This window comes from Deinococcus puniceus, from assembly GCF_001644565.1.
Taxonomy (GTDB): domain Bacteria; phylum Deinococcota; class Deinococci; order Deinococcales; family Deinococcaceae; genus Deinococcus; species Deinococcus puniceus.
On sequence record NZ_CP011387.1, the window covers coordinates 72,501 to 96,138 of the forward strand.

At 61.7% G+C, this 23,638-nt stretch carries 23 protein-coding genes; 11 read left to right on the forward strand and 12 right to left on the reverse strand.

Features of this window, described 5'->3' with window-relative positions; genetic code table 11:
• Positions 1-269: 269 nt before the first annotated feature.
• Complete coding sequence (locus SU48_RS00335) at positions 270-737, reverse strand: S-ribosylhomocysteine lyase (protein ID WP_064013508.1); 468 nt, start codon at positions 735-737, stop codon at positions 270-272.
• A gap of 102 nt (positions 738-839) precedes the next feature.
• Between SU48_RS00335 and lspA the strand changes: the two genes are divergently transcribed.
• Positions 840-1,361, forward strand: coding sequence for a signal peptidase II (gene lspA, locus SU48_RS00340; RefSeq protein ID WP_064013509.1), 522 nt, complete (start codon positions 840-842; stop codon positions 1,359-1,361).
• Between the two features lie 69 nt (positions 1,362-1,430).
• Here lspA and SU48_RS00345 read toward each other — a convergent pair whose 3' ends face one another.
• Both SU48_RS00345 and SU48_RS00350 read right to left on the reverse strand, forming a co-directional pair.
• Entirely contained in the window at positions 1,431-1,646 is a 216-nt protein-coding gene (locus tag SU48_RS00345) for a large ribosomal subunit protein bL28 (RefSeq protein WP_064013510.1), read from the reverse strand.
• Between the two features lie 234 nt (positions 1,647-1,880).
• A complete protein-coding gene (locus SU48_RS00350) occupies positions 1,881-2,150 on the reverse strand; it encodes a GlsB/YeaQ/YmgE family stress response membrane protein (RefSeq protein ID WP_064013511.1) in 270 nt (89 codons plus the stop codon).
• A 359-nt stretch (positions 2,151-2,509) separates the two neighbouring features.
• On the opposite strand from SU48_RS00350, the gene thrC reads away from it, so the two are divergent.
• The gene (thrC, locus tag SU48_RS00355; protein ID WP_064013512.1) at positions 2,510-3,550 is read left to right on the forward strand and encodes a threonine synthase; all 1,041 of its coding nucleotides are present in this window, start codon (positions 2,510-2,512) and stop codon (positions 3,548-3,550) included.
• A gap of 100 nt (positions 3,551-3,650) precedes the next feature.
• The gene (thrB, locus tag SU48_RS00360; RefSeq protein WP_064013513.1) at positions 3,651-4,559 is read left to right on the forward strand and encodes a homoserine kinase; all 909 of its coding nucleotides are present in this window, start codon (positions 3,651-3,653) and stop codon (positions 4,557-4,559) included.
• Between the two features lie 67 nt (positions 4,560-4,626).
• Here the strand turns inward: thrB and SU48_RS00365 are convergent, their stop codons facing one another.
• Positions 4,627-6,867: an MMPL family transporter gene (locus tag SU48_RS00365; RefSeq protein ID WP_064013514.1), complete on the reverse strand. Its 2,241-nt coding sequence runs from the start codon at positions 6,865-6,867 to the stop codon at positions 4,627-4,629.
• 652 nt (positions 6,868-7,519) lie between these two features.
• On the reverse strand, positions 7,520-8,296 hold the full coding sequence (locus tag SU48_RS00375) for an APH(3') family aminoglycoside O-phosphotransferase (protein WP_064013516.1): 777 nt from the start codon (positions 8,294-8,296) through the stop codon (positions 7,520-7,522).
• Between the two features lie 82 nt (positions 8,297-8,378).
• On the opposite strand from SU48_RS00375, the gene SU48_RS00380 reads away from it, so the two are divergent.
• From SU48_RS00380 to SU48_RS00390, 3 genes are all read left to right on the forward strand, one after another.
• Positions 8,379-9,284: a hypothetical protein gene (locus tag SU48_RS00380; protein ID WP_064013517.1), complete on the forward strand. Its 906-nt coding sequence runs from the start codon at positions 8,379-8,381 to the stop codon at positions 9,282-9,284.
• Positions 9,281-9,649, forward strand: coding sequence for a hypothetical protein (locus tag SU48_RS00385; protein ID WP_064013518.1), 369 nt, complete (start codon positions 9,281-9,283; stop codon positions 9,647-9,649). The genes SU48_RS00380 and SU48_RS00385 overlap by 4 nt, the downstream gene beginning before the upstream one ends.
• Positions 9,650-9,765: 116 nt before the next feature.
• Positions 9,766-10,581, forward strand: a complete 816-nt coding sequence (locus SU48_RS00390; RefSeq protein WP_231881643.1) for a CDP-alcohol phosphatidyltransferase family protein — start codon at positions 9,766-9,768, stop codon at positions 10,579-10,581.
• A gap of 34 nt (positions 10,582-10,615) precedes the next feature.
• Here SU48_RS00390 and SU48_RS00395 read toward each other — a convergent pair whose 3' ends face one another.
• The 6 genes from SU48_RS00395 to SU48_RS00420 form a co-directional block, all read right to left on the reverse strand.
• Positions 10,616-11,290 carry a DUF2270 domain-containing protein gene (locus SU48_RS00395; RefSeq protein ID WP_064013520.1) on the reverse strand — a complete coding sequence of 225 codons (675 nt, stop codon included), beginning with the start codon at positions 11,288-11,290 and terminating at the stop codon, positions 10,616-10,618.
• 216 nt (positions 11,291-11,506) lie between these two features.
• Entirely contained in the window at positions 11,507-12,709 is a 1,203-nt protein-coding gene (locus SU48_RS00400) for a low temperature requirement protein A (protein ID WP_064013521.1), read from the reverse strand.
• A gap of 78 nt (positions 12,710-12,787) precedes the next feature.
• Positions 12,788-13,747 (reverse strand): glycoside hydrolase family 130 protein, encoded by a 960-nt coding sequence (locus tag SU48_RS00405; protein ID WP_157451027.1) that lies wholly within the window; start codon positions 13,745-13,747, stop codon positions 12,788-12,790.
• Positions 13,748-13,856: 109 nt separating this feature from the next.
• Positions 13,857-14,519, reverse strand: coding sequence for an MBL fold metallo-hydrolase (locus tag SU48_RS00410; RefSeq protein ID WP_064013522.1), 663 nt, complete (start codon positions 14,517-14,519; stop codon positions 13,857-13,859).
• Positions 14,520-14,547: 28 nt separating this feature from the next.
• Positions 14,548-15,486 (reverse strand): DNA polymerase III, encoded by a 939-nt coding sequence (locus tag SU48_RS00415; protein WP_064013523.1) that lies wholly within the window; start codon positions 15,484-15,486, stop codon positions 14,548-14,550.
• 76 nt (positions 15,487-15,562) lie between these two features.
• Entirely contained in the window at positions 15,563-16,315 is a 753-nt protein-coding gene (locus SU48_RS00420) for a metallophosphoesterase family protein (RefSeq protein ID WP_064013524.1), read from the reverse strand.
• Positions 16,316-16,493: 178 nt separating this feature from the next.
• On the opposite strand from SU48_RS00420, the gene dprA reads away from it, so the two are divergent.
• The gene (gene dprA, locus SU48_RS00425) at positions 16,494-17,591 is read left to right on the forward strand and encodes a DNA-processing protein DprA (protein ID WP_064013525.1); all 1,098 of its coding nucleotides are present in this window, start codon (positions 16,494-16,496) and stop codon (positions 17,589-17,591) included.
• Positions 17,592-17,601: 10 nt separating this feature from the next.
• Here dprA and SU48_RS00430 read toward each other — a convergent pair whose 3' ends face one another.
• On the reverse strand, positions 17,602-17,889 hold the full coding sequence (locus SU48_RS00430; RefSeq protein WP_064013526.1) for a hypothetical protein: 288 nt from the start codon (positions 17,887-17,889) through the stop codon (positions 17,602-17,604).
• Between the two features lie 48 nt (positions 17,890-17,937).
• Between SU48_RS00430 and SU48_RS00435 the strand changes: the two genes are divergently transcribed.
• From SU48_RS00435 to eno, 4 genes are all read left to right on the forward strand, one after another.
• Complete coding sequence (locus tag SU48_RS00435) at positions 17,938-18,927, forward strand: NAD-dependent epimerase/dehydratase family protein (protein ID WP_064013527.1); 990 nt, start codon at positions 17,938-17,940, stop codon at positions 18,925-18,927.
• Between the two features lie 223 nt (positions 18,928-19,150).
• Positions 19,151-20,497, forward strand: a complete 1,347-nt coding sequence (dnaA, locus tag SU48_RS00440) for a chromosomal replication initiator protein DnaA (protein WP_231881644.1) — start codon at positions 19,151-19,153, stop codon at positions 20,495-20,497.
• Positions 20,498-20,903: 406 nt separating this feature from the next.
• Positions 20,904-21,986 carry a DNA polymerase III subunit beta gene (gene dnaN / locus SU48_RS00445; protein WP_064013528.1) on the forward strand — a complete coding sequence of 361 codons (1,083 nt, stop codon included), beginning with the start codon at positions 20,904-20,906 and terminating at the stop codon, positions 21,984-21,986.
• A gap of 246 nt (positions 21,987-22,232) precedes the next feature.
• Positions 22,233-23,501, forward strand: a complete 1,269-nt coding sequence (gene eno / locus SU48_RS00450) for a phosphopyruvate hydratase (RefSeq protein ID WP_064013529.1) — start codon at positions 22,233-22,235, stop codon at positions 23,499-23,501.
• The last annotated feature ends 137 nt before the right edge of the window (positions 23,502-23,638 follow it).

Here is a 23,638-nt window from a genome sequence, read left to right on the forward strand (position 1 = left end):
GCTTGCAACTGTCTGCGCACGCGCAGACAGAATAATTTCTGCTTGCTCTCGCTCTTCTCACTCGCTTGTCATGCACCGCGCCTCTCGTGAGGCTCAGAGAGATTACACGGGAACGCGCAGGGTGTCAACCCCCTGCCCGCCATCTTCTCTGAATACTTTTCTCGTGAGATGAAAGTCAACGTTCAGGACGCAAAAATCCGGCCTTTGCAGACCGGATCGACTTGAATCTTACCCACCGAATTGTTGGAGGACACGGCAGTGGAACAGGCTCAGCGTTGGAGCAGGATGGTCTCCTGTACCTTCAGGCCGCCTCCCAGAGCGTCGCGGGCATGTTGGCGAGCAGCTTGCAGATCGTGGTCACGGTAGTTGCCGCACTCCAGTTCACTGACGCCGGGAATAGGGCGGTCATGGGCGGCAGTATCGCGTAGGGCCGCTTCGAAGGCCTGCAATACGCCCTGTTCATCAGGCTCGCCAATGACGGCCATATACATTCCGGTGCGGCAACCCATCGGGGAAACATCTACTACGTCTTCCAGATGGTCGCGCAGATATCCGGCCAGTAGGTGTTCGAGGGTATGAATGGCTGCCGGGTCTATGGCCGCCTGATTGGGCTGAAGCAGCCGCAGATCGTATTTGCTGATGGAATCGCCACGCGGCGTGGTCTTGACGCCCGCCAAGCGCACGTAAGGAGCCTTGACTTTGGTGTGATCCAGATCGAAGGATTCGACATTTGCCATACCGTTTATTGTCGCGCAGTCGGTGGATAGATATGGTGACGCGGCAGGCTACCTGCAACGCCGCTCCCCTCTTCCCTGCCCACGCTCCGTATACTGCTCGGCGTGCCGACCCTGACCAACCGTGCGCCCCGCCTGCCTGTGTGGATGCCGTTCCTAATAGCTGGGCTGCTGATCGTGGCCGACCAAGCCCTCAAAGCGTGGGCCTTGGCAAATTTAGTAGAACGCCAACCTGCCATCCCTTTTATTCCCGGTCTGATCGATTGGGTACTGACCTTCAACACGGGCGCGGCGTGGAGTCTATTCAGCGGCTCGGCGCTGCCGCTGGCGATAGGAAGGCTCGCCGTTGGCTTGGGCATTTTGGGCTACCTTACTTTCCGCCCGCAACCCCGCTTTATTACAGTAGTCCTAAGTCTGGTCTCTGCCGGGGCCATCGGCAACGCCATAGACGGCATTCGGCAGGGCAAGGTGACCGACATGATCCACTCGCCCGCCCTAAGCGCCGTGACTCGCGCCTTCAATGCGGGCGACTTCCCTATTTTTAATATTGCCGATATGTGCGTCGTCGGCGGCACGCTGCTGCTCCTGATTGCCAGCCTCGTGCCTGACCGCAAACCGAAGCTGTAGAAGCAGACCAATAAAAACCGCCGCCTCCATCCATGACAGACAGAGGCGACGAGTGAAGATTCAAGCAGCTTAGATCAGGCTGCGGCGGCACTTGGTGCACACGCGCACGCGCAGGCTGATGCCGCCGCGAGTCACGGTGAGGGGCTGCAGGTTAGGCACCTGACGGGTTTTGGTCACGCCGGTGACTTTACGGCCTACGCCGCCCGCTGCACGGGCCTTACCACGGCGCACCACAGAGTTGACGACTACCGGCCCTTTGCCGCACATTTCGCATACTTTTGACATGTTGGTCTCCCTTCTTGAGTCTGATTCCGCTGCACTGCCCGCAGGCCGCGCCCCATTTTGGAGCGTCTGCCACGCCGGGCGGGAACAGACAAGCCTTACGAATGTAGCACATCTAAAATGGGCAAGATAAGCCTTGCACAGACCCAGCAACGAATCTTAAGGGCGATTTGCCAAGGGCGAAGACACAAAAAACCGGACACCACTGGGGCGTCCGGTTGGTGAAGAAAGAAGGTGTTAGCGCAAAACCTTCAGGGCCTTGAGGATAGCGATCAGCACGACGCTGCCGACCACGCCCCAGATGATACTCCAGATGGTGAAGCCACTGCCCGCGACACTTGCGCCGCCGATGTTGAGCAGGTTGCCGAAGACGAACTGGGCGACGATGCTGCCCACGATACCGATCAAGATATTTGCCACTGCACCCTGCTGAGCGTTGGTCTTCATGATGAGACTTGCGAGCCAACCGCAGAGGGCACCTACCAGAATAGTGATGATCCAACCCATGATTCTTACCTCCTGGACGTTGAGTTTCAACGATGCTTGCTTCTGAGGTGAAGCCGTTGTGGGATGAGCATGAGACGCAGGCCCCCCGATCAGTGTAGCCAAGCACACCTTCTCAAGACTGGCCCAACATGGGGTAAGCACCAGCGAAACCGCCGATCAAGCTGGGCTATGCAAAGGACGGCCAGCACGCTCATCTCTGACTTCAAGCTGACGAATCGGCAGGAGTGCCGCCGCCAATTGGGGGTGTTCGCTGTCTTGTCTTGCCCCCCTGCCCACGCCGGGGCGACTGCACCGCTAGCATAGGCAGACTTGATCCGCTCCCACAGCAGTGGTGAGGCGGCGCGGAGGACATCACCCCTATGCCCGGACTACTGGAACGCTACAAAGACTTTTTGCCCATCACCGACAAGACGCCCGCCCTGAGCCTGCACGAGGGCAGCACGCCGCTGATTCACGCGCCCGCCCTGAGCAAACTGCTGGACATAGAGCTGTTCCTGAAATACGAGGGCCTGAACCCCACCGGCAGTTTTAAAGACCGGGGCATGGTCATGGCCGTAGCTAAAGCAGTCGAAGACGGCGCAGACACCGTAATTTGCGCCAGCACGGGCAATACCAGCGCCGCCGCCGCCGCTTACGCCGCCCGCAGTGGGCTGCGCTGCATCGTGCTGATTCCCGACGGCAACATCGCGCTGGGCAAGCTGGCGCAGGCGGTGGCGTATGGGGCGCAGATCGTGGCGATCAACGGCAACTTTGATGCGGCCCTGAGTCTGGTGCAGCAGATCAGCCGGGAACACCCGATTGCCCTCGTGAACAGCGTGAACCCCTACCGCTTGCAGGGTCAAAAAACGGCGGCCTTTGAAATCGTGGATGAACTGGGTGCGGCTCCCGATATTCTGGCCCTGCCTGTGGGCAACGCCGGAAACATCAGCGCGTATTGGATGGGCTTCCGCGAGTACCGCACGCGTGGGATGACCGACACGCTTCCGCGCATGTGGGGCTTTCAAGCAGCGGGGGCGGCTCCTTTGGCACGCGGGCTGGAGCGGGTGGACAACCCCGAAACGCTGGCGACGGCCATCCGCATTGGTGCACCGGCCAGCGCCCACCTCGCCAAAGCGGCGGTCAGCGAGAGCGGCGGCCTGTTCGATATGGCCACCGACGACGAAATCATGGACGCCTACTTTCAGATTGCCCGCGAAGGCGTGTTTTGCGAGCCTGCCAGCGCCACCCCCGTTGCGGGCCTGCTGAAGCTACACGCCGCCGGAAAACTGAAGCCGGGATCGCGTGTAGTGGCCGTGCTGACGGGCAACGGCCTGAAAGACCCCAACAACGCGATGCGGGGCATGGCCGCGCCTGTGGCGGTGGGGGCGGATATGCAGAGCGTGTTGGCGACTATTCTTTGAAAATGGGTCAGTGGTTAGTGGTGAGCGGTGAGTGGGAAACACACGGGACAGAGTGTGGATCGTGGAGCGTGGGCTGGACTGCTGAACCTGCGGTAGTCGGGTGACTCCGTTTACCGTTCGTGCGCCTGCCAGCAGCGCTAATTTGGGGCCGGGGTTCGATAGCCTCGGCCTGAGCGTGCCGCTCTATACCACCTTGCGCGTGACGCCTCAGGGCCACACCGAAGTGGTGCCGATGGGTGCGGGGCTGGACGGCACGCCGCACAACGAGAGCAACTACGTGTACAAGGCCATGCTGCTGGCCGCCAAACGTGCGGGTCAACCTTTGCCGCACGCCCGCATAGAAATCGAGTCCGATGTGCCGCTGGCACGGGGCCTAGGCAGCAGCGCCGCCGCCTTGGTGGCCGGAATCGTGGCGGGCAACGAACTGTTGGGCAACCCGCTGACCCCCGAAGCCGTGCTGGACGTGGCGGCGCGGGAAGAAGGCCACCCCGACAACGTGGCTCCGGCGCTGTTTGGCGGCATCGTGGTCGCCACACTGGACAAGTTGGGCACGCATTATGTGCGCCTAGACCCGCCCGCACACTTGGCCGTCACGGTGCTGATTCCCGACTTCGAGTTGTCGACGAGCAAGGCCCGCGCCGTGCTGCCCAAGGAATACAGCCGCGCCGACGCCGTACACGCGCTGTCTCATGCGGCGTTGCTGGCAGCGGCTCTGAGCGTGGGCAGGCTCGATCTGCTGCGCCACGCCATGCAGGACTACATTCATCAAATCTGGCGAGCGCCCCTTGTGCCCGGCCTCAGCGACATTTTGGAAGAAGCCCACAAGCACGGCGCACTGGGAGCCGCCCTGAGTGGCGCGGGGCCAACTGTGCTGTGTTTTCACGACACCCGCGAAGACACGGCGCGGCTGCACACCTATCTGCATAGCGTGATGGCTAAAAACGGCCTGACGGGAACGGTGCTGGATCTGCCGATTGATGTGGTGGGCACGGTGATTGAACGGCACTAAGGATAGTAAAACGTGGATCGTGGTTTGGCGTTTGCCCCACGATCCACGTTTTACTATCCACCCGCCATCAATGCTCTATCCGCACCTGCGGCAACAACCGGTCTAACCACGCGGGTAGCCACCAGTTCCACTTTCCGGCAATTTTGAGGAAGGCGGGCACCAACACCAGCCTGACCAACGTGGCGTCCAGCAGCACGGCCACCGCCAGCCCCAAGCCGATGCTTTTATTCGCCACTACGCGCCCCACGATGAAGGCGCAGAACACGATAAACATGATGATGGCGGCGCTCGTAATGATCCGGGCTGTGCGCCCCACCGCCAATACCACCGCCTCATCGTTGGAGTGGCCGCGCAGCACTTCTTCCTGCACCCGCGAGAGCAAAAAGATTTCGTAGTCCATGCTGAGGCCGAACAGGACGGCGAACAGCAGCAGCGGCAGGCTGGAATCCAGCACCCCGACATCTTGCGGAATGCCGAGGTAGGAGGCCAGAAAGCCGTCCTGTACCACCAGCGTGACCACTCCGTAGGCGGCGGCCACCGTGAGGGCATTCATCAAAATGCTTTTCAGGGGAATCAACAGGCTGCGGAAGGCCACCATCAGCAGCAGGAAGGTGGCGACGAATACGCCCGCGATGACGGTGGGCAGCGCCCCGGTGATGGCCTGACTGAATTCCCGCTCGCCCACAGGAGCGCCGCCCAGCGTGTAGCGGTAGCCGCTGGCGTCCAAAGTGCGCCGAATCTGGGTCTCGAAGGCATCGATGCGGTCTGCCCGCAGCGCCGTATCGGGAATGACCGTGACGCGGAGGAGTTGGCGGTCTGTGCTAAAGGAACGCTGGGTGAGCGCGGTGACGGCAGCGATAGCGTCGGTGCCGCCTCCCGCTGTATTGCCGCTGAGATCGGCAGCGGTCAGGAAGGGACTCAGCACGGTTTCTACCCCCGGCAAGGCCCGCAAGTCGGCCACTACTGCCCGGAACCTGTCGCGGTCTTCGGGGCCGTAACGCCCGCCGTTGTCCAGCACCACCTCGAATTGGCTAAGTAGGCCGCCCGCGCCCAGCGTCCGGACATCGGAGAGCGCGTCCCGACTTTCGACTCCCGGCGTGAGGCCCCACGCGCCCGCGTAGCCTGTTTTCATGTTCAGGGCAGGCAGCGCCAGCAGCAGCAAAAACGCGGTGCTGAGGATGACCCCCAGAAAGGGACGGGCGGTAACGCGGCGGGCGAAGGCCGTCCATGCTTCGGAGGCCGCGCTGCTCTGTGCCCACGGAAATTTGAGGATGCGGGGGCTATTCACGCGCTCGCCCAATAAGGCCAGCATCGCCGGGAGGGCTGTGAGACTGGCAAGAATGGTGAGCAGGACGGCCAGCACCCCGCCGAGGCCCATGCTGCGGACAAAGGCCAGCGGCGGCAGGATCAGGCCCGCCATGGCGATGGCTACCGTGATGCCGCTGAAGGCCACACTTCGCCCCGCCGTGAGCATGGTGCGGGCTGCCGCTGACCGCGAATCGCCGTCTTGGGCCAATTCTTCGCGGAAGCGGTTGACCATCAGCAGGGCGTAATCGATGCCCGCGCCGAGGCCGATCAGCGTGATGATGCTCTGGGCAAAGGTGCTGACTTCCATGACCCGCGTTAGGCCAAAGAGGCACGCCATAGCCACCGTGATACTGAGGACGCCCACCACCAACGGCAACCCAGTCGCCACCAGCGCCCCGAACACCAGCAGCAGCACCAGCGCGGTCAGTGGCAGGGCGGCGAATTCGCTGCGTTTGGTATCGCTTTCGGCAAAGGCGGTGAAATCGTCGGCAATGGCCTGCCCGCCCGTGATGCGGATGCTGAGGCCGGGGCCGGACGCCCCCACTTGAGACGCTTCTACCTTGTCGGCGTACTCGCGCACCCGCGCTAGGGTTTCGGTGGCTCCTTCTTCCAGAGGAATTTGCGCCACCGTCAGGGCCAGCACGCCGTCCTCCGCCCGCGTGGGCAGCGTGGTCTGGGCATCCTGACGCAGTACCCGCGTCACGCCCTGCACACCCTCTAGCCCCTGCACGAACTTGTCGTAGACAGCTTTGCCCTGCGCGGTATCCAGCGGCGGCGTGCTGCGTGTGACCAGCAGCACCGTGTTGGTGTCGACTTCTTCAAACCGCTCGCGCAAAATGTTGATGACTCGGCGGCCATCGGAGTCTTGCAGGCTGCCGGGATTGGCCGAAAGTGCGGCGGGAGCGCGGGCCGCAAAGGGCACCGACAGCAGCGCCGCCAGCCCCCAGAGGGCCAGCACCAGCCAGGGCCGCCGGGTCACAAAGAGGGAAAGGGCACGCATGAAGCCCAAGTAGAGCATGGGGGGCGGGAAAGGACGTGACGGAAGAGATACAGGTGGGGCAGTATGGTCTGCGGCTGCTGGATAGAAAACGTGTTAATCCCTGTGCTTAAGCAGAATGTGTTTTAGAAGGTCAGAGTGTTGGGCGTGGTGAACGGACGGCAAAACTTTGGCGGGTGCCTTCTTCGAAATAGCTGCGGAGTCGCTGCATCAACACGGCGACATCCCCAAACTCTGCCTCATGAGGGAGCGGCCCTTCGCTGTCGTGGCTAACTATGAAGCACCAAGCGGCACTGTCTGGCAATGTCGCCTCTAGAAAACGTTGCAGAGCCCTCCAAGTAGGGTTACTGTCGTTTGCAGGGCCATGCCACCTGAGCGTTTCTATGGCACTGAGGCGGAACAAGATTCGAGGAGCACCATAAGCAGCTACATCCTGAAGCCAAGGGCCATACAAAGCGGGTGTGCTGTCCAGTTGCCGAAAAATAAAGGCAGGATCGACGCCAAACTCTTCACTGGGAATCACGAATTCCTCTGGCCCCCAATGACGAACGGTGGGCGGGAATCGGAAGGGCTCAGCGGTTTCAGCGGGAAGAAAGAGTTCAAGGTCGCCTGACATTCCTATGTTGTAGTGCATCGCCAACCATGAACCCTTCCCCTAAAACAATTCGTCCAGCAGGCAGTAATATTCCAACTTCTCCGGGTCTACCCACTCGCGTCCATACGCATCCAGAAAGGCTTCGGCATGGGCGGCGTTCAGGTTGAATTTGAGGCTGCGGTGGGCCAAGGCCAAGTCGGCGTGTCGGTCTGCCAGTCCCGCGCGGCCCACGTCTACAAAGCCTTCTACCCACTCGCCATTTAGAATGAGGTTGGGCAAACACGGGTCGCCGTGCGTCACCACGATGTCTTCGGCGGGCGGGCGGGTGCGGGCCAGCTCGTTGAAAATACTGACGGCGCTGCGGCCTAAGCGTTCTTCATCAAAGTCGGTTTCGTCTACCGCGCCCGCTTCTACCTGTTCGCGGGCCAGCCGCAGGGTCACGGGCAGGATCATGGAAAACGGGCAATCTCGGACGGGCAGGGCGTGAAGTTGGCGCAGCGCCCGCGCCAGCAGACCCACCACGCGCTCTGGGTGCAGCAGGGCGTCGGCGTGGCTCATGGGGATTCCGGGCAGGCGCGACATCGCCAAAAACTCGTGTGCGCTGCTCACTTCAAAGCCGATCAGCGCAGGCACGGGCACGCGCTCCGCCAGCCAGCGCAACCGCTCCCGCTCCTGCTGCAAGGTGCTGACCGGGTGGCCGCCGCGCTCCTGCACCTTCATCACATACTTCTGCGATTTCCACACGCCCGCTCCACTTTGACCCTCGGTGATGGCTTCCCAACGGGCGGCGGGCAGGATGCGGCGCAGGGCGTCGGGGAGGGTGGGCAGATCAGACATGGGGGCAAGGATAGAGGCTTGCGCGAGGCCGAGGAAACCCAGATTCCGGTTGTGAACACTCCGGCCCTGTACACTGCGGAGCGTGAAGGTTGGCTTATTGGAATCGCGTGCGGCGCGTCTGTCGGGGTACTGGGCGGCGTACCTTAAGGAACTTGGGGTCGAGAGAGCCGTCTCTGACCTGACCGACGCCGAAGCTTTGGCGCTGGGGCAAGAAAGCTTGCCGGGGGAACCCGTGCAGGTGCAATTGGCGCTGGGACGCATTTTGGCGCTGGGCCGGGTGGACGCGGTGCTGGTGCCGCAAAGCCCCCCGGTGGCCAACGACGCTTGGGGCGAGGCGCTGACCGAACTGCTGTCGCGGCGCTTTAGCAGCTTGCCTACGCTGATGCCCATTCCTGATGGCGGCCCCACGCTGGAAACGGTGGCGACTGAAATTGGTCTGAAACTGGCCCAGAATCCGGGCGGCATGCGGCTGGCGCTGGAGCGGGTCAAGCCCAAATCGGGTGGCGCACGCGAGGATATGCCGCCGCTGGCGATGGCGTCCCGCGTGACGGTGGCCGTAATCGGGCCGCGCTCGCTGCTGGCCGAAGACATTCTGGCGGGCGGCTTGGCTCCGGCGCTGGATGAACTTGGCCTGCACGCCGTCTTTTCTTCCGAGTTGCCTGTGGCGCAGGTGTTGGCGCGGGCCGTGCGAATGGAAGACACCGGACACATCACGGCGGGCGAACGGGAACTGTTTGGCGCGGCGTCGTTGTTGTCGGGTAAAAGCGCCGTGCGGGGCGTGATTTTCGTGGCCCCGGCCCGTGACGCTGCCCACCGTGCCGCCCTGACCCGCGCCGCCGCCCGGATGCACGCGCCCACGCTCCTCATCGAACTGGACGCCGGACAAACCGAGTGGCCGGAACTGGAAGCCTTCCGTGACCGGATTACGCTGGGTGCGGCGGCCCGGCCCGCGAAAGGCACCACAACCACAGGAGACGAACCCGCATGAACATCTGGCGCTGGCTGACCACCCCTGACCCCGAACCCGGTTTCACTCGCGGCAAGATCATGAAGCTCACGGTGCGCGTGTTCCTGTTCGCCCTCTTCGCCACGTTGGTGGGCGGACTGCTGCGGGCTGTCGGGCTGGGGCCATACTTGGATACGTGGTGGGGAACCCTGATTTTTGTGCTGGTGCTGTATATACCGCTGGCCCGTTTTCTGATGGTGGATACCTTTGCGCCCAGCAGATTGGCAGCAGGCCGAGCCAGCAAAGCGCCCGTGAATAAAGCGGGCAAAACCAGTGCCGAGCGCCGCAAGGAACGCAACCGCTATGCCGGAGTGCGGAAGAGTGCGCCGAAGGGTGGCCGCCGATAGAGCCTGCCGCTCCTGTTCACACCCACAGTTGCAGCCGATCCCCGCCAAGCATGAGCAATCGTGCGGCGGGGGTTACTGTTGTGATCGGGCCGAATTGATGCAGGATGATGGGCACAATGTCTGCCCCTTCCTCTCCCCCGCTGGCACAGACGCGCAAGGCCCGCCCCGGTATCGAGTGGGCGGCTGAGCGACTGTTCCGGCCTCTGGCCCAACGCCTGATTCCACCTTTTGCCGAACGGGGCGTGAATCCAGCCTATCTGGTGCTGTTTCACACGGCGCTGGGGCTGTACGCGGCCCATTCCATCCGGCGCGGCGGACGGCTGACGCCTGCGCTGCTGCTTCAGGTCAAGACTGTGCTGGACAACTTGGACGGCCAATTGGCACGTGCCACCGGACAGACCACCGAAACCGGGCGCTATTTGGATACCGAAATGGATTTGGTGGTGAATGCCGCGCTGAATGTGGCGCTGGTAGGGCGCTGGGGCCTGCCGCTGACGCTGCTGCAAAGCCTGATCTTGACCGTGGATTACCTGTGGGAACGCGACTACCGCGCCGCACGGGGGGAAGAATTCCGGGCCGCGCCTGCCCAGAACACAGACAACCCGCACCTGTTGGCGGCCCTGAAAGCCGTCTACGCGGCCTATTTCGTGCCGCAGGAGAAGTTGTTGGGTGCAGTGTTCGAACGTCGGCTAAACGCTCATGCTGGCCCCACGCCAACGCAAACTCAGCGGGTGGCCTACACGCCGCAACCTATCACCGGACTGGCCGCCAATCTGGGGCTGAGTACGCAACTGCTGGCGCTGGGAGCGTGCCTGCTGCTGGGCAAACCGCGCCTGTATGCGGCCAGTTTGCCCGTGCAAGCGGCGGTGCTGCTGGGCGTGCAACTGTGGCGGGAAGGACGGGTAGAACGAACAACAGAACGTGGAGTGTAGAAGGTGGGTTGGCTTGTTCTACGTTCTACACTCCTTACCCTTCCTCTAACGGATACGTCCGGGCTGCCCGCACCGCCAGCACGATCAGGTGCGTATAGAAGGCCGTGACGCCCGCGAACACCAGCCAACCGGGGAAATTGCCGATGTCGGCCAAGGACAGCGCTTCGGGAAATTCCAGCGTCCAGCCTTTGGGTTGGCTGAGGTCTAATTTGGCAAACCACGCGAACAGCACCGCCGTGTAAATCCACAGGTAATTGCGGTTCAGCCGCCAGCCCAGCGCGTCGGCGCGGGTCATGGGGCTGCGGGGTTTGCCCAACTCGGCCAAGAGCAACTGGTGCCAGCCTGTATCTACCTTGTCGCCCAGCATGGCCGGATAAAAAAAGCGCTCCATAATCCGCACCCGGTGATGGGCAATCTCGAAACTGCGAAAGCGCCGGGCCTCTAAGCGCAGGAAAAAGTAGTTCATGAACATCGCAAAGAGGAAGGTGGCGTGGCTGTTGTTGGGATCACCCAGCGCAAACGACGACAGACCCGCCGTAGTCACCACAGACCAGTTGGTGGTCATATCGAGCCGCTGGCGGTAAGCCGTCATTTTGCCCACCTCGGCGCGGTAGAGGTGAATCAGGGCGTTGGCCGTGTTGGTGCTGTAGCTCGCCTCGGTCAGGGCGCTGCCCGCTACCGCTCCCGGCCCGCCGCCAGAGCCGGGCATCAGGCCGTGACCACAGACAGAGAGGGATTCATGCCATCAGGGTAGCGCAGCAGGGTAAACGGAAATCTCACCCAGTGATCCACCGCACCGTTCAACGCGGGCAACAGCTGGAGCCTGTTCTTGAATCCCATCTCAGACGCTTAGACGCTAGACCCTCAGACACCGTACCCCTAGACGCTTAGACGCGCGTCCCACGTCCCACAACCGACACTCCACTCAGTGAACGTCGGTACGCCCCACATTGCCGCTGGCAAACCACGCCCGTACACCCAGAACGGCGTGTAGCACGTGCAGCAAAATCAGCCCGACCACCATCCAAGACAGCGTGACGGGCAACAGGGGCAGCAGCAGGGCCGCGCCCGCCGTAGCAATTCTGATCGGCACGATGGTTTTGGCCGCAATGAGAGTGCCGCCCTCTTCCAGCGTATGCTCCAGACCCGCGCAGGCCAGATAGAACAGGGCAAATCCGCCCGCCAGCAGCCAGCGCACGCCGATGTCTACGGTCTGGGCATCCGGCCCTTCTCCGTGCGGCGCAATGGCGTGCTGAATCATGGCACCGATCATGGTGATGCCGATGACCAGCGGAAGATGCAGATAAGACCAGCGGATGAACTTGCGGCGGTTGTGCGAATCGGGTTCCAGCCGCCCGATGTAGTCGAAATAGACCCACCACAGCCCGAACCCCAAAATGAAACCGAGGACGAACCGCAGCAAAATGACGGCGTTGAGCTGCTCGGCATCGGCCAACCCGTTCACGATGCCCACCAAATTTTCGCCCAACACGATGATGACGAACAGGCCAAAACGTTCCGGCAACTTGCGGGCAGCGGCAGGAAAAGCCCGGTGCTGATCCTTGACGGTCAGAAGCGGCGTGATCAGGTCAAGCAGGAGGCCCGCCCCTTTGAGGGCCAACCCCAACGGGCCACCCACGAAGGCGGCAATGACCCACAGCACGATGCTGATGCTGAAATTTCTGACATACACGTCGGTGACTACCCTGACCTGCGGATTGTGCCGCCCTGCCCGCCACCACATAAACGTAATGACCGCCCGCGCAAAGGCGTAGGAGAGTGCAAATCCGGTGGCCGTCTTGCTGAGGCCGTATTCTGCGGTTGCCGCAATAGCCGCCACAGACAGCATTTGCAAGAAGGTGAAGGCCCGGAAACTGAGATCGAAAGTCTCGAACCGTTCGTTGTAATAGGCGATGGACAGCCAAACCCACCACACCGGAATAAACAGCAGCACAAATTCGGTAAATGTTTTCAGATCGGGATGCTCGGCCAGATGGTGGGCCAGCCGGGCAATGGCAACCACAAAAATCAGGTCATAAAAGAGTTCGAGCCAGGTCACCCGCTTGGCGTCGCTGCCCGGCACATGCAGCTGGGGCTTTTGCCACCAGAGTCTAAAGTTGCTTTGCACGGATTCTCACACATTCAGAGTCTCATCTGAACGTGTGGTTGTCTGGGTGCCAGGCCAGATTTGAATTCGGTGTGCCCGTTACGGCTCCAGCACGAACTCCATCAGGGCACTGAGGGTGCAGGTGGCCAGCCCTACCATCCGGTCTGCACCGCCGTAATACACCCAGACTTCGTCACCCACCACAGGATTGGCACAGGAGAAGACCACGTTGGGCACGTCGCCCCGGATTTCCCATGTTTCGGTGGGTTCCATGATGAAGTCGGCGGGGCGGCGCAGTACTTTGGACGGGTCTTCCAGATCAAGCAGCGCAGCAGACAGGCGGTATACGTGGCGCTGATCATAGGCGTGGTACAGCACCAACCAGCCGTAAGCCGTTTCTATCGGTACGCCGCCCGCTCCGACGCGCTTTTCGTCCCAGCCGCCCAATTCGGGGCGCGGGGCCAGCAGTTCGCGGTGGTCTGCCCAGTTCAGCAAGTCGTCCGAATACGCAATCCAGATGCTGGGCGGGCGGCGGTGAAACATGACGTAGCGCCCGCCGATCTTTCGCGGAAACAGCACGTGGTCTTTATTGTCCTCGCCGCGAATGACCGGGCCAAGGCGTTCCCACGAAATAAGATTGTGCGAGCGCGCCAAGCAGGGCATGATGCCAAGCGGCGAATAAGCGGTGTAGGCCATATAAAAACACTGGTCGTCCTCGTGCCACGTCACACGCGGGTCTTCTACGCCACGCGATTCGTAGGGTTCTTGGGGGGCCAACACCGGGCGCTCCAACTTGTTCCACGTCAGGCCGTCCGCCGACACCGCGTAGCCGATGCTGGACACGAAATCGATGCCCTGCGCCCGGTAATGCATATGAAACAGGCCCGCGTGCTGCACCACAGCGGCATTGAAGACGTTCATGGCTTCCCATGCATGGAGCGGGTTGGGGCGCAACACAGGACTCTGTGGGTGGCGCTGGAGCAGGAAGCGGCGGCCATCGTCGGCCCGCAAGGTGGCCACGGCGTCGAACACTCCGGCGGGTGGAGGGGTGTGGGTCATGGGAGTCCTTTGGGGAAGGCGTCGAAGGGTCTAGGGTCTAAGAGTCTAAGAACAGATGAAAGATTGGTCATTACAGCGTGTCGGGGATACGTAACCAAGAACACCGCCCCTACTGCAAAAATGGATTGGTTCGCCGCTCGAAGCCGATGGTGGTGGCTGGGCCATGCCCCGGATAGACGGCGGTCTCGTCGGGGAGGGTCAGCAGTTCCTGCGCGATGCCTGCCAAGAGTTGGGCGTGGTTGCCCCCCGGCAAATCGGTACGGCCAATGCCGCCGCGAAAGAGGGTGTCTCCGGCAACGACAACTCCGCTTGCCGCGTCCACGAACACCACATGGCCGGGAGCGTGTCCGGGCACCTCGCGGGCAGTCAGGGTCAGGTCGCCCGCCGTAAAGGTCTGCCCCTGTGCAATGCCGTGTTCCGGCGCTTGGGGCTGAATGAAGGGCAGATTCCAGCGGGCCGCACTCGCCGCGCCCATCTGATAAATCGGCAAGTCGGCGGGGTGCAGATACACCGGAACCTTCAGGGCCTCGCGCACGGGTTGGACTGCGCCGATATGGTCAAAATGCGCGTGAGTGAGCAAGATGGCCTGCACCGTGACGCCCGACGCCCGCACCCATGCCAGTATCTTATCGGCCTCGTCGCCGGGATCGAACAGGAAGCCTTCATTGCCTTGGCCTGCCACCAGCACAGCGTTTTCTTGGAGGGGGCCAGTGGCCAGAGTCCAGACGCGGGTGGAACCGTGAACTTGCGGTTGGGTGTGGGGGCGGGTCATGGGGGGAGTGTACCGGGGGGTTTGCCCTCTACGCCAACCCGAACGCATCCCGCAGGGCCAGCACGAATACCTGAAAGCTGAGGCTGGGGCTGGCGTAGGCTTCCAGCGCGGCTTGTAGGGCGTCTAGCGCGGTATCGGCACGGGCACGCTGGGTAGGGGGACGGGGTTGCCACACAAAGCGCAACGCCTCGGGATGCCACGCGGGGTCAAAGCGTTTCTCCAAGCGTTCGGCGGCTTCCAGCGCGGTCAGCAAGCCCGTGCCGATGGCTTCATCCAGTTCGCGGGCATCGGCCAAAGCGTTTCGCACGGTGTCCGGGTCGGCCAGCACTGCGGCGCGGCCTGCGGCGAAGGCCACCAGTTCGGGGTCTGGCTCGTGGCCTGCTTTGGCTAGGGCAAACGCCACCGCCCTGTCTGGTGCGGGCGACACCCTCAGGCGGGCGCTCCGGCTGGCAATCGTGGGCAGCACCGCCCGCGCATCCTCGGCCAAAAACACGAACATGGCCCCGTGCGGCGGCTCTTCCACCAGTTTCAGCAGGGCGTTTCCGGCGGTATTTCCCAAATGTTCCGCACCGTTCACGATGACCACGCGCCGCCTGAAGCTGGGCCGGACTTCCAAAAATTCGTAGACGTGAATGTCGTACTCATTCTTGTCGTCGCGGCTGTCCAGAATCGCGCCGATGGGAATGATTTTGCGCCGCGCCGTTTTTCCGGTGCTGGTGGTGGCGCGTGGTTCCACCGTCAGCACATCGGGGTGGGTGCCCGCCGCCAACGTGCGGCAAGACGGACACTGCCCGCACGCCTCGCCCGACATGCCGCGTGTGCCGGAGCAGTTGAACTGCGCGGCCACCGCCCATGCCACCGCCAACTTGCCTACCCGCGCTGGCCCGGTGAGGAGCAGGGCATTGCCCCCAAACAACCCGGTCTGCTCTAGCAGAGGCCCGTGCAGCAGCGCCGCCTGCGCCGTCATCGAGCCGATAGCCAGAACGGTTGCCTCAGCTTCAGCCTGTTTTTTAGATGTTTTCCCAGTTGCCACAACTCACGTCCTACTTGCCGATGGCTAATCGCGCCGCCAACACCTGTGGCAAGCCCGCGTCTAGCGCCGCTTCCTGTGCCCGCGCAATGTTGTAGGCCACCCGGAACACCTCGAAGTGACCGCGCACCGAATCATAAATGGCGTAGCTGGCTTTGGGGTTGCCGTCGCGGGGCTGGCCCACACTGCCCGGATTCAGGATCACGCGGGCGCTGGGCGGCACCATATAACTCCCTCCGTCCTGAAACGCCTGATGCTTGATCCACTCGCCCACCGGGGCATTGAGGGTGGCGTACACGCTGGGCGCGTGCGTGTGGCCCACGAAGCCCAGCCGCCCCTGCCACTGCTGAAAAGCGTCGCGGGCCGCCGTGACCGAATCGGTGTAATCGTCGAGGCTGACCGGGGTGCCGTGACGGTAGCGTGCGCCCACATCGGGGTCGTCTATGCCGTCGCGCCACGTCCTGACCCACGCCACATCGCGCTCGGACAGGCGCTCCAGTTGCCACAACAACGCCTGAGACACGATGCTCTCTTTGATCTCGCGGCGGCCATCGGCGTAGTCCAGCAGCATCTGATCGTGGTTGCCCATGACGCATACGGCGTCTAAGTCGCGCAGGGTATCCAGTACCTCGCGGGGGTGAGGGCCGTAGCCCACCGCGTCGCCAAGGTGGATGACCTGTTCGTGCCGCTTGGGTTCGGCATCGCTCAGCACCGCTTCCAGAGCTGTCTGGTTGGCGTGAATGTCAGAAAGCAGCAGGAGCCGCACCCGGCCATGATACGCGCCCAGGCTGTGAGGGGGTGAAGATGTTCTGCACAGGGGGTCAGATTGGGGGAAGTGGAACGTGAACCCCCGCTGTCGATCCGGCCACTCTAAAAAGCTAGAGACTTTACATCATTGTTGAACGCCCTGACATTTACCTCTCTCTTAGGCTTATGCTGGCGGTGTGAATCCCACCTCAAGTTCCTCTCCTGCTTCCGAGCAAGCCGAGGAACTCTTCGCCCTGCTGACCCTCCGCTTGACGCCTCAGTTGGGGCCGCGCCGGATAGAAAACCTGCGCCAGCGATTTGGCAGTGCGCGGGCGGCCCTGAGCATGCCCCTGACCGAACTGCGCCATACGCCGGGGTTGGACGCCAAATCGCTGGCAGGCATAGGAACCGCCAAGCCCGCGCAGCAGGCCGAGGCCGAGCTGGGCAAACTGGAGCAAGGGGGCGTGACCCTGCTGGGCCGGGGACTCCCCGGTTATCCGGCGGCGCTGGATTCGCTGGGAGACCCACCCGCCGTGCTGTGGGTGCTGGGGCCACTGCCCGAGTTGCCCACCGTGCCGCGTGCGGTCGGCGTAGTGGGCACCCGCTCTGCCAGCCCGCACGCCCTCGCGCTGACCCGCAAAATCGCCGCAGATTTGGCCCGCTCCGACGTGATCGTCATCAGCGGCCTCGCACGCGGCATAGACACCGCCGCCCACACTGCCAGCACCGAGGCGGGCGGCCTGAGCATCGGCATTTTGGGCAGTGCCGTGAACATGATCTATCCGCAGGAAAACACTGCCCTCGCCAGCAAGCTCACGCTGATTTCCGAGTATCCGCTGGGTACTGGGCCTGCCACGCACCATTTCCCCATCAGAAACAGATTGATCGCGGCGCTGAGTGCGGCCACGTTGGTCGTAGAAGGCGAGTGGAAGTCGGGGTCACTGATTACGGCCACGCACGCGCTGGAATGTGGCCGCACCGTGTTCGCCGTGCCGGGACTGGCAGGCGATCCCCGCGCCGCTGGCCCACACCGCCTGATTCGTGACGGAGCCGTGCTGACCGAGAACGTGCAGGACATCCTGAACGAGATGGGCTGGGGGCAAGCCCGCACCGCGCCCTTGCCCGACTTGCCACCCGATCAGGCCCGCGTACTGGCCGCGCTCAACGCACCTTCTACCTTGGATGATTTGCAAGCCCGCACGGGTTTGGGCCTCCCTGAATTGCAAACCGCGCTGGTGATGCTGCAACTGCAAGGACTGGCCGAAGAAGTGGGGGGAAGATGGGTCAGGCGGTAAGAGCAGGCCGTTATTCGTGCTGTGGCCCGTAGTCCTTTTCCACATCCACACGCGGCGGGCCGGGGAGAGTCACGCCTTCTTGGGCGGGGTCAAGCAGAGTAGCCAACACGTCTTTCAAGCCGACAGTCAGGCCACCCGCCGCACCTTGAACTCCTACTTTTAGCGGATCGAGCGTCAGGCTCCAGCCCCCATCCGGCCAACTCACGCCCGTTTCCAGCCGTTCCCCACGCGCCAAGCTCGCGGCTTCCAGATCGTCTAGGCGCACCCGCACCCGCCCCGCCGTGAACCGAATCTTCATGGCAGGCAGTGTATGGCGCGGAGTGGAGCGCCGTGGCATTCTGCGGGTATGGCAACAACCCAGACGGTACTGGTCTTAGGCGGGACACGCTTTGTGGGGCGGCACATTGTAGAAGCACTCTTGGCGGCGGGCCATACGGTCACGGTGCTGACACGCGGCCAGTCTCCGGATGAATTGCCGGAACACGTGGAACGCTTACAGGGTGACCGTGAACGGGGCGCGGCGGGCCTGCAAGCGTTGGTGGCCCGCACGTGGGATGCCTGCGTAGATGTCAGCGGCTACACGCCCGCCGCAGTTCGGGCCAGTGCCGAGGCATTGGCGGGCAGCGTGGGGCGCTATGTCTTCGTCAGCACGGTCAGCGTGTACGCCGAACAGAATCGCCACCCTGTCCGAGAAACCGATCCGCTGTTGCCCGCCGCCCCGGAAGACCTGACCGAAGTCACGGGCGAGAGCTACGGCCCCCTCAAAGTGACCTGTGAACGGATCGTGCAGGAGGTGTTCGCAGACCGTGCCACCATTCTTCGCCCGCAGATCGTGGCTGGCCCTTTCGACCATACCGCCCGCTATCCGTACTGGCCGGATCGTGCGACGCAGGCTCGGCAGAACGGCCAGCCCATGTTGGCTCCCGGCAGCGGCTCCGATCATGTGCAGGCCATAGATGCACGGGATTTTGGACGGTTTGCCGTTCGGGTGATAGAAGACAGCACGCCCGGCATCTTCAATGTGGCTGGCCCGCGCCTGACTTGGGCCGAATTTATGACTGCCATAGGCGCACAGTCGGTGGTGTGGGTAGACGCTGCCACGCTGGAAGCTCAGGGCATCGGCTGGCGCGATTTGCCGCTGTATCTGGCCGACGACAGCGAACAGGGCGGCCTGATGGACGTAGACGCCACCCGTGCTCTCGCCGCTGGCCTCACGCTGACCGATCCGGCGACGACTGCGCGGGACACGGGGGCTTGGAGTGCAGGCCAACCAACTGAATATCTCCTGACGCCAGAGCGGGAAGCAGAAGCAGTGAAGGTCAGCCGCACCGTCTAGAAGGCAGATTCTGGTTGGTTCAGCACTCCACTTCTCTAGCCACACACGCTGCTTTCACCCGAACTGCCCACCTTACTGTTCATTCACCTGTTCGTCGGTAAGGCGGCGGGTTACAGAAATGGGGGGTGGTATGCTGGCCTGACATGGGTTGGGTCGATACGGCGACAATCCGACGCAGGACAGAAGGGGGGTGTGCTTTATTTCGCAGGAAATCTGGGCGGACGTGCTGGGGTACGTCCGCAAAAACATCTCCGAAGTCGAGTACCACACTTGGTTCGCCCCGGTCAAAAACTTGGGCGTGCAGGAAGGATCGTTGGTACTCGGCGTGCGGAACAGTTTCGCGCAGGAGTGGTTTCGCAAACACTACCTTGAGCTGTTGGAAGACGCGCTCCGCAGTCTGGGGGCACAAAATCCAGCCGTGAGTTTTCAGGTCTTGCCCGCAGTGCAAGAAGCCATGTTCATGCCGCAAGACGCGCCGCCACCGCCCGGCCCGCCCCCGCGCTCGCCTTCGCCCGCCCCCTTCGAGAACCGCAAAAGCCTGAATCCCAAGTACACTTTCGAGAACTTCGTGGTAGGGCCGAACAACAATCTGGCCCACGCTGCGGCGCTAGCGGTGGCCGAATCTCCCGGTAAAGCCTACAATCCACTCTTTATTTACGGGGATGTGGGTCTAGGCAAGACCCATTTGATGCATGCGGTGGGCCATTACATGATGGAACGCTTTCCGGGCAAGCGAATCGAATATGTTTCTACGGAAAGCTTCACCAATGATCTGATTAACGCCATTCGTGACGATAAGATGACCCTGTTCCGCAACAGATATCGTTCTGTTGATCTTCTATTGGTAGATGACATTCAGTTTTTGGCAGGCAAAGAGCGGACACAAGAAGAATTTTTTCATACGTTCAATGCCTTGTACGAAAACCACAAGCAGATCATCCTCAGTTCAGATCGGCCACCCAGAGATATCCAAACGCTGGAAGGTCGCCTCAGAAGTCGCTTCGAATGGGGTCTAATTACAGACATTCAATCGCCTGAATTCGAAACCCGTGTGGCGATTTTGAAGATGAATGCGGAGCATAATCGCATTGATATTCCCCAAGACGTGTTGGAACTTATTGCACGCCAAGTGACGAGCAACATTCGTGAATTGGAAGGCGCATTGATGCGGGTTGTGGCCTTCAGTAGCTTGAATAACGTACCGTTTTCGCGTGCGGTGGCAGCTAAGGCTTTAAGTAATGTCTTTACACCGCAAGAAGTCAAAGTAGAAATGATTGATGTACTCCGGCAAGTGGCCGCGCACTTCAACATGCCGCAGGACGTGGTACGCGGCGCTGGGCGCGTGCGGGAGGTTGTCGTGCCGCGCCAAGTCGCCATGTACCTGATTCGGGAACTCACCAGCCATTCCTTGCCCGAAATCGGCCAGTTTTTTGGGCGCGATCACTCCACCGTGATGCATGCCGTGAGCAAAGTGACGGAGCAAATGGGCAAAGATACTGAACTGACCGCCTCGGTTTCGAGCCTGCGGAGGCGAATGCAAGGCTTGGATGAGGAAGAAAATGAGGCATAATCAGGCAGTTGTTTTACGCACAGGTCTGAATAAGTTCCACCCAGCGTTCCAAAACCGTGTGCGGAGTTTCACAAGCTGTGGATAACCCTGTGGATAACCTGTGGATAAGTGCCATTTTCCTGTGGATAAAATTGTGGATAACCTTGGGTCAATTGAGGCCTGTGGATAAGTGCCATTTTTATCCACAGGTTATCCACAGGCAAGTGCCACTTATCCACAATTTCGTCCACAGGGCAAACCTGCGCCTAGCGCCCGCCTAAGCTACTTATCCACAGTTTCCACAGGCCCTATTACTACTACTACTATCTTTTAATTTATATAAAGACAGATAAAAGATAGGAACCCAGCCATGAGGGAGCAAGCCAGATTCTCTCCCCTTTCCATTCCTGCCCAGAGGTCACCCAACATGAGAGCGCATGTCACCAAAAAAATCTTGAGCGAAGGTCTAGGACTTCTTGAGCGTGTGATCCCCAGCCGCAGCAGCAACCCCCTGCTCACTTCATTGAAAGTCGAAGCCACAGAAGCGGGCCTGACCCTCAGCGGCACGAATCTGGAAATCGACCTGTCCTGCTTCGTGCCAGCAGAAGTTCAAAATCCGCAAAACTTTGTCATTCCAGCCCACTTGTTCGCCCAGATCGTCCGCAGCTTGGGCGGCGAACTCGTGGAACTGGAATTGACGGGGAATGAGCTTGCTGTGCGTGCTGGCGGCTCAAATTTTAAATTGCAAACCGGGGATTTTGAAGCTTACCCGCCCTTGTCGTTCCCCACGCAAGCCGACGTGAGTCTGGACGCCGGGGAACTGTCGCGGGCTTTTGGTAGCGTGCGTTATGCCGCCAGCAACGAGGCTTTTCAAGCCGTCTTCCGGGGAATCAAGTTGGAACACCGGGGCGAAACAGCGCGGGTGGTGGCGTCTGACGGCTACCGCGTGGCCATTCGGGACTTTCCGGCCAGCGGCGACGGCAAAAATCTGATCGTGCCTGCCCGCAGCGCCGATGAGCTGATTCGCGTGCTGAAGGACGGCGAGGCCCGGTTTACCTACGGCGAAGGCATGCTGACCGTGACCACAGACCGCGTCCGTATGAACCTGAAACTGCTTGACGGCGACTTCCCCGACTACGAGCGGGTGATCCCCAAAGACATCCGCTTGCAGGTCACGCTGCCTGCCACCGCACTCAAGGACGCTGTGAACCGCGTGGCTGTGCTGGCCGACAAAAACGCCAACAACCGAGTCGAGTTTCAAGTCTCTCAAGGCAAGCTCCTTCTGGCTGCCGAGGGCGACTATGGGCGTGCCCAAGACACGCTGGACGTGGTGCAGGGCGGCACCGAACCCGCCATGAGCTTGGCATTCAACGCGAGGCACGTGCTTGACGCCCTCGGCCCAATCGAGGGCGACGCCGAACTTTTGTTCAGCGGCTCCACAAGCCCCGCTATCTTCCGTGCAAGCGGCGGAGGCGGCTACATGGCAGTCATGGTCACGCTGCGCGTCTGAGGGGCCAGTGAGAGGCGGCACGGGCATCTGCTGAGGCTGCCCTTCGACTCAGATTCTGTTCGCTGAGATAGTTCCCGACTAGTTTCACTGAATGCCAATACGGGTGACCACGTTAGACCGGGTGCATCCACACCTGACACGGGGCGCTTATAGTGTTCTAAGTACACCTAGCGCCCCACCGATTTTGGACTGCGGCGGGATGCGGTTGAATTCAGATTCGAGACCAAGAAACACCCGGAGGAACGCATGAACATCGAAAAAGTGATGGCCCGTGAAGTGCTGGATTCGCGTGGGAACCCCACCGTAGAAGCCGAAGTTCATCTCGACAGCGGGTATGTGGGCCGCGCCATCGTGCCCAGCGGAGCCAGCACCGGCACGCATGAGGCGCTCGAACTCCGCGACGGCGGCAGCCGCTACGGGGGCAAAGGCGTACAAAAAGCCGTGCAGAACGTGAACGAGGCTCTGGGGCCAGTCGTTGTAGGCCTCGACGCCAGCGATCAGGCCGCCATCGACGCCGCCATGCTCGACCTCGACGGCACGCCTAACAAGGGCCGCTTGGGGGGCAACGCGGTGTTGGCCGTCAGCCTCGCCACCGCCCGCGCCGCCGCCGCCGAACTTGATATTCCGCTGTACCGCTACCTCGGCGGCAGCAACGCCAAGACGCTGCCTGTGCCCATGATGAACCTGATCAACGGCGGTGCACACGCCGACAACTCCGTGGATTTTCAGGAATTCATGGTCATGCCTGTGGGTGCGCCGTCCTTCCGTGAGGCGCTGCGCTACGGCACGGAAACCTTCCACTCGCTGAAGAAAGTGCTGAGCGCACGCGGCTACAACACCAACGTCGGCGATGAGGGCGGCTTTGCCCCCGACCTCAAGAGCAACGAAGAAGCCCTCAGCGTGCTCCTCGAAGCCATCGAGAAGGCGGGCTACGAACCCGGCAAAGACATCGTCATCGCGCTCGATCCTGCCGTGACCGAGTTGTACAAAGACGGCAATTACCACCTCGAAAGTGAAGGCCGCGTGCTGTCTACCGCCGAAATGGTGGATTTCTGGGCCGATTGGGCCGCCCGCTACCCCATTTTGTCTATCGAAGACGGCCTCGCCGAAGACGATTGGGATGGCTGGCGCTTGCTGACCCAGAAGATCGGCGACAAGGTGCAACTCGTGGGCGACGACCTGTTCGTGACCAACCCCGAACGCCTCCAGCGCGGCATCGATACGGGTGTAGGCAACGCCATTCTGGTGAAAGTGAACCAGATCGGCAGCCTGACCGAGTCCATGGACGCCATCGAACTTGCCAAGCGCAACCGCTACGGCACCATCATCAGCCACCGCAGCGGCGAATCCGAAGACGCGTTTATCGCTGATTTGGCGGTCGCCACCAACGCCGGACAGATCAAGACCGGGAGCGCCAGCCGCTCTGACCGCATCGCCAAATACAACCAACTGCTGCGTATCGAAGACGGTTTGGGTGACCGCGCCGTGTTCCTCGGGCGCAAAGCCCTGCGCTAAAGCTTGCGCTGGCCCAAAGCAGGTGGGCGGCGGGGCCATGACCCTTGCCGCCCATCTGTTCAGAACAGTTTGGAATCCTTTCCAGCAGCACTGTCAGCAGCGACCCAACCAGAGCAGCCTCTCCCGCACAAAGCAGG

Excerpts from the sequence above, each read along its gene's own strand:
- SU48_RS00335 (WP_064013508.1), bottom strand. The coding sequence starts at position 737 with ATGGCAAATGTCGAATCCTTCGATCTGGATCACACCAAAGTCAAGGCT.
- SU48_RS00345 (WP_064013510.1), bottom strand. The coding sequence starts at position 1,646 with ATGTCAAAAGTATGCGAAATGTGCGGCAAAGGGCCGGTAGTCGTCAAC.
- SU48_RS00350 (WP_064013511.1), bottom strand. The coding sequence starts at position 2,150 with ATGGGTTGGATCATCACTATTCTGGTAGGTGCCCTCTGCGGTTGGCTC.
- thrC (WP_064013512.1), top strand. The coding sequence starts at position 2,510 with ATGCCCGGACTACTGGAACGCTACAAAGACTTTTTGCCCATCACCGAC.
- SU48_RS00365 (WP_064013514.1), bottom strand. The coding sequence starts at position 6,867 with ATGCGTGCCCTTTCCCTCTTTGTGACCCGGCGGCCCTGGCTGGTGCTG.
- SU48_RS00375 (WP_064013516.1), bottom strand. The coding sequence starts at position 8,296 with ATGTCTGATCTGCCCACCCTCCCCGACGCCCTGCGCCGCATCCTGCCC.
- SU48_RS00385 (WP_064013518.1), top strand. The coding sequence starts at position 9,281 with ATGAACATCTGGCGCTGGCTGACCACCCCTGACCCCGAACCCGGTTTC.
- SU48_RS00390 (WP_231881643.1), top strand. The coding sequence starts at position 9,766 with ATGTCTGCCCCTTCCTCTCCCCCGCTGGCACAGACGCGCAAGGCCCGC.
- SU48_RS00395 (WP_064013520.1), bottom strand. The coding sequence starts at position 11,290 with ATGCCCGGCTCTGGCGGCGGGCCGGGAGCGGTAGCGGGCAGCGCCCTG.
- SU48_RS00405 (WP_157451027.1), bottom strand. The coding sequence starts at position 13,747 with ATGACCCACACCCCTCCACCCGCCGGAGTGTTCGACGCCGTGGCCACC.
- SU48_RS00410 (WP_064013522.1), bottom strand. The coding sequence starts at position 14,519 with ATGACCCGCCCCCACACCCAACCGCAAGTTCACGGTTCCACCCGCGTC.
- SU48_RS00415 (WP_064013523.1), bottom strand. The coding sequence starts at position 15,486 with ATGACGGCGCAGGCGGCGCTGCTGCACGGGCCTCTGCTAGAGCAGACC.
- SU48_RS00430 (WP_064013526.1), bottom strand. The coding sequence starts at position 17,889 with ATGAAGATTCGGTTCACGGCGGGGCGGGTGCGGGTGCGCCTAGACGAT.
- SU48_RS00435 (WP_064013527.1), top strand. The coding sequence starts at position 17,938 with ATGGCAACAACCCAGACGGTACTGGTCTTAGGCGGGACACGCTTTGTG.
- dnaN (WP_064013528.1), top strand. The coding sequence starts at position 20,904 with ATGAGAGCGCATGTCACCAAAAAAATCTTGAGCGAAGGTCTAGGACTT.
- eno (WP_064013529.1), top strand. The coding sequence starts at position 22,233 with ATGAACATCGAAAAAGTGATGGCCCGTGAAGTGCTGGATTCGCGTGGG.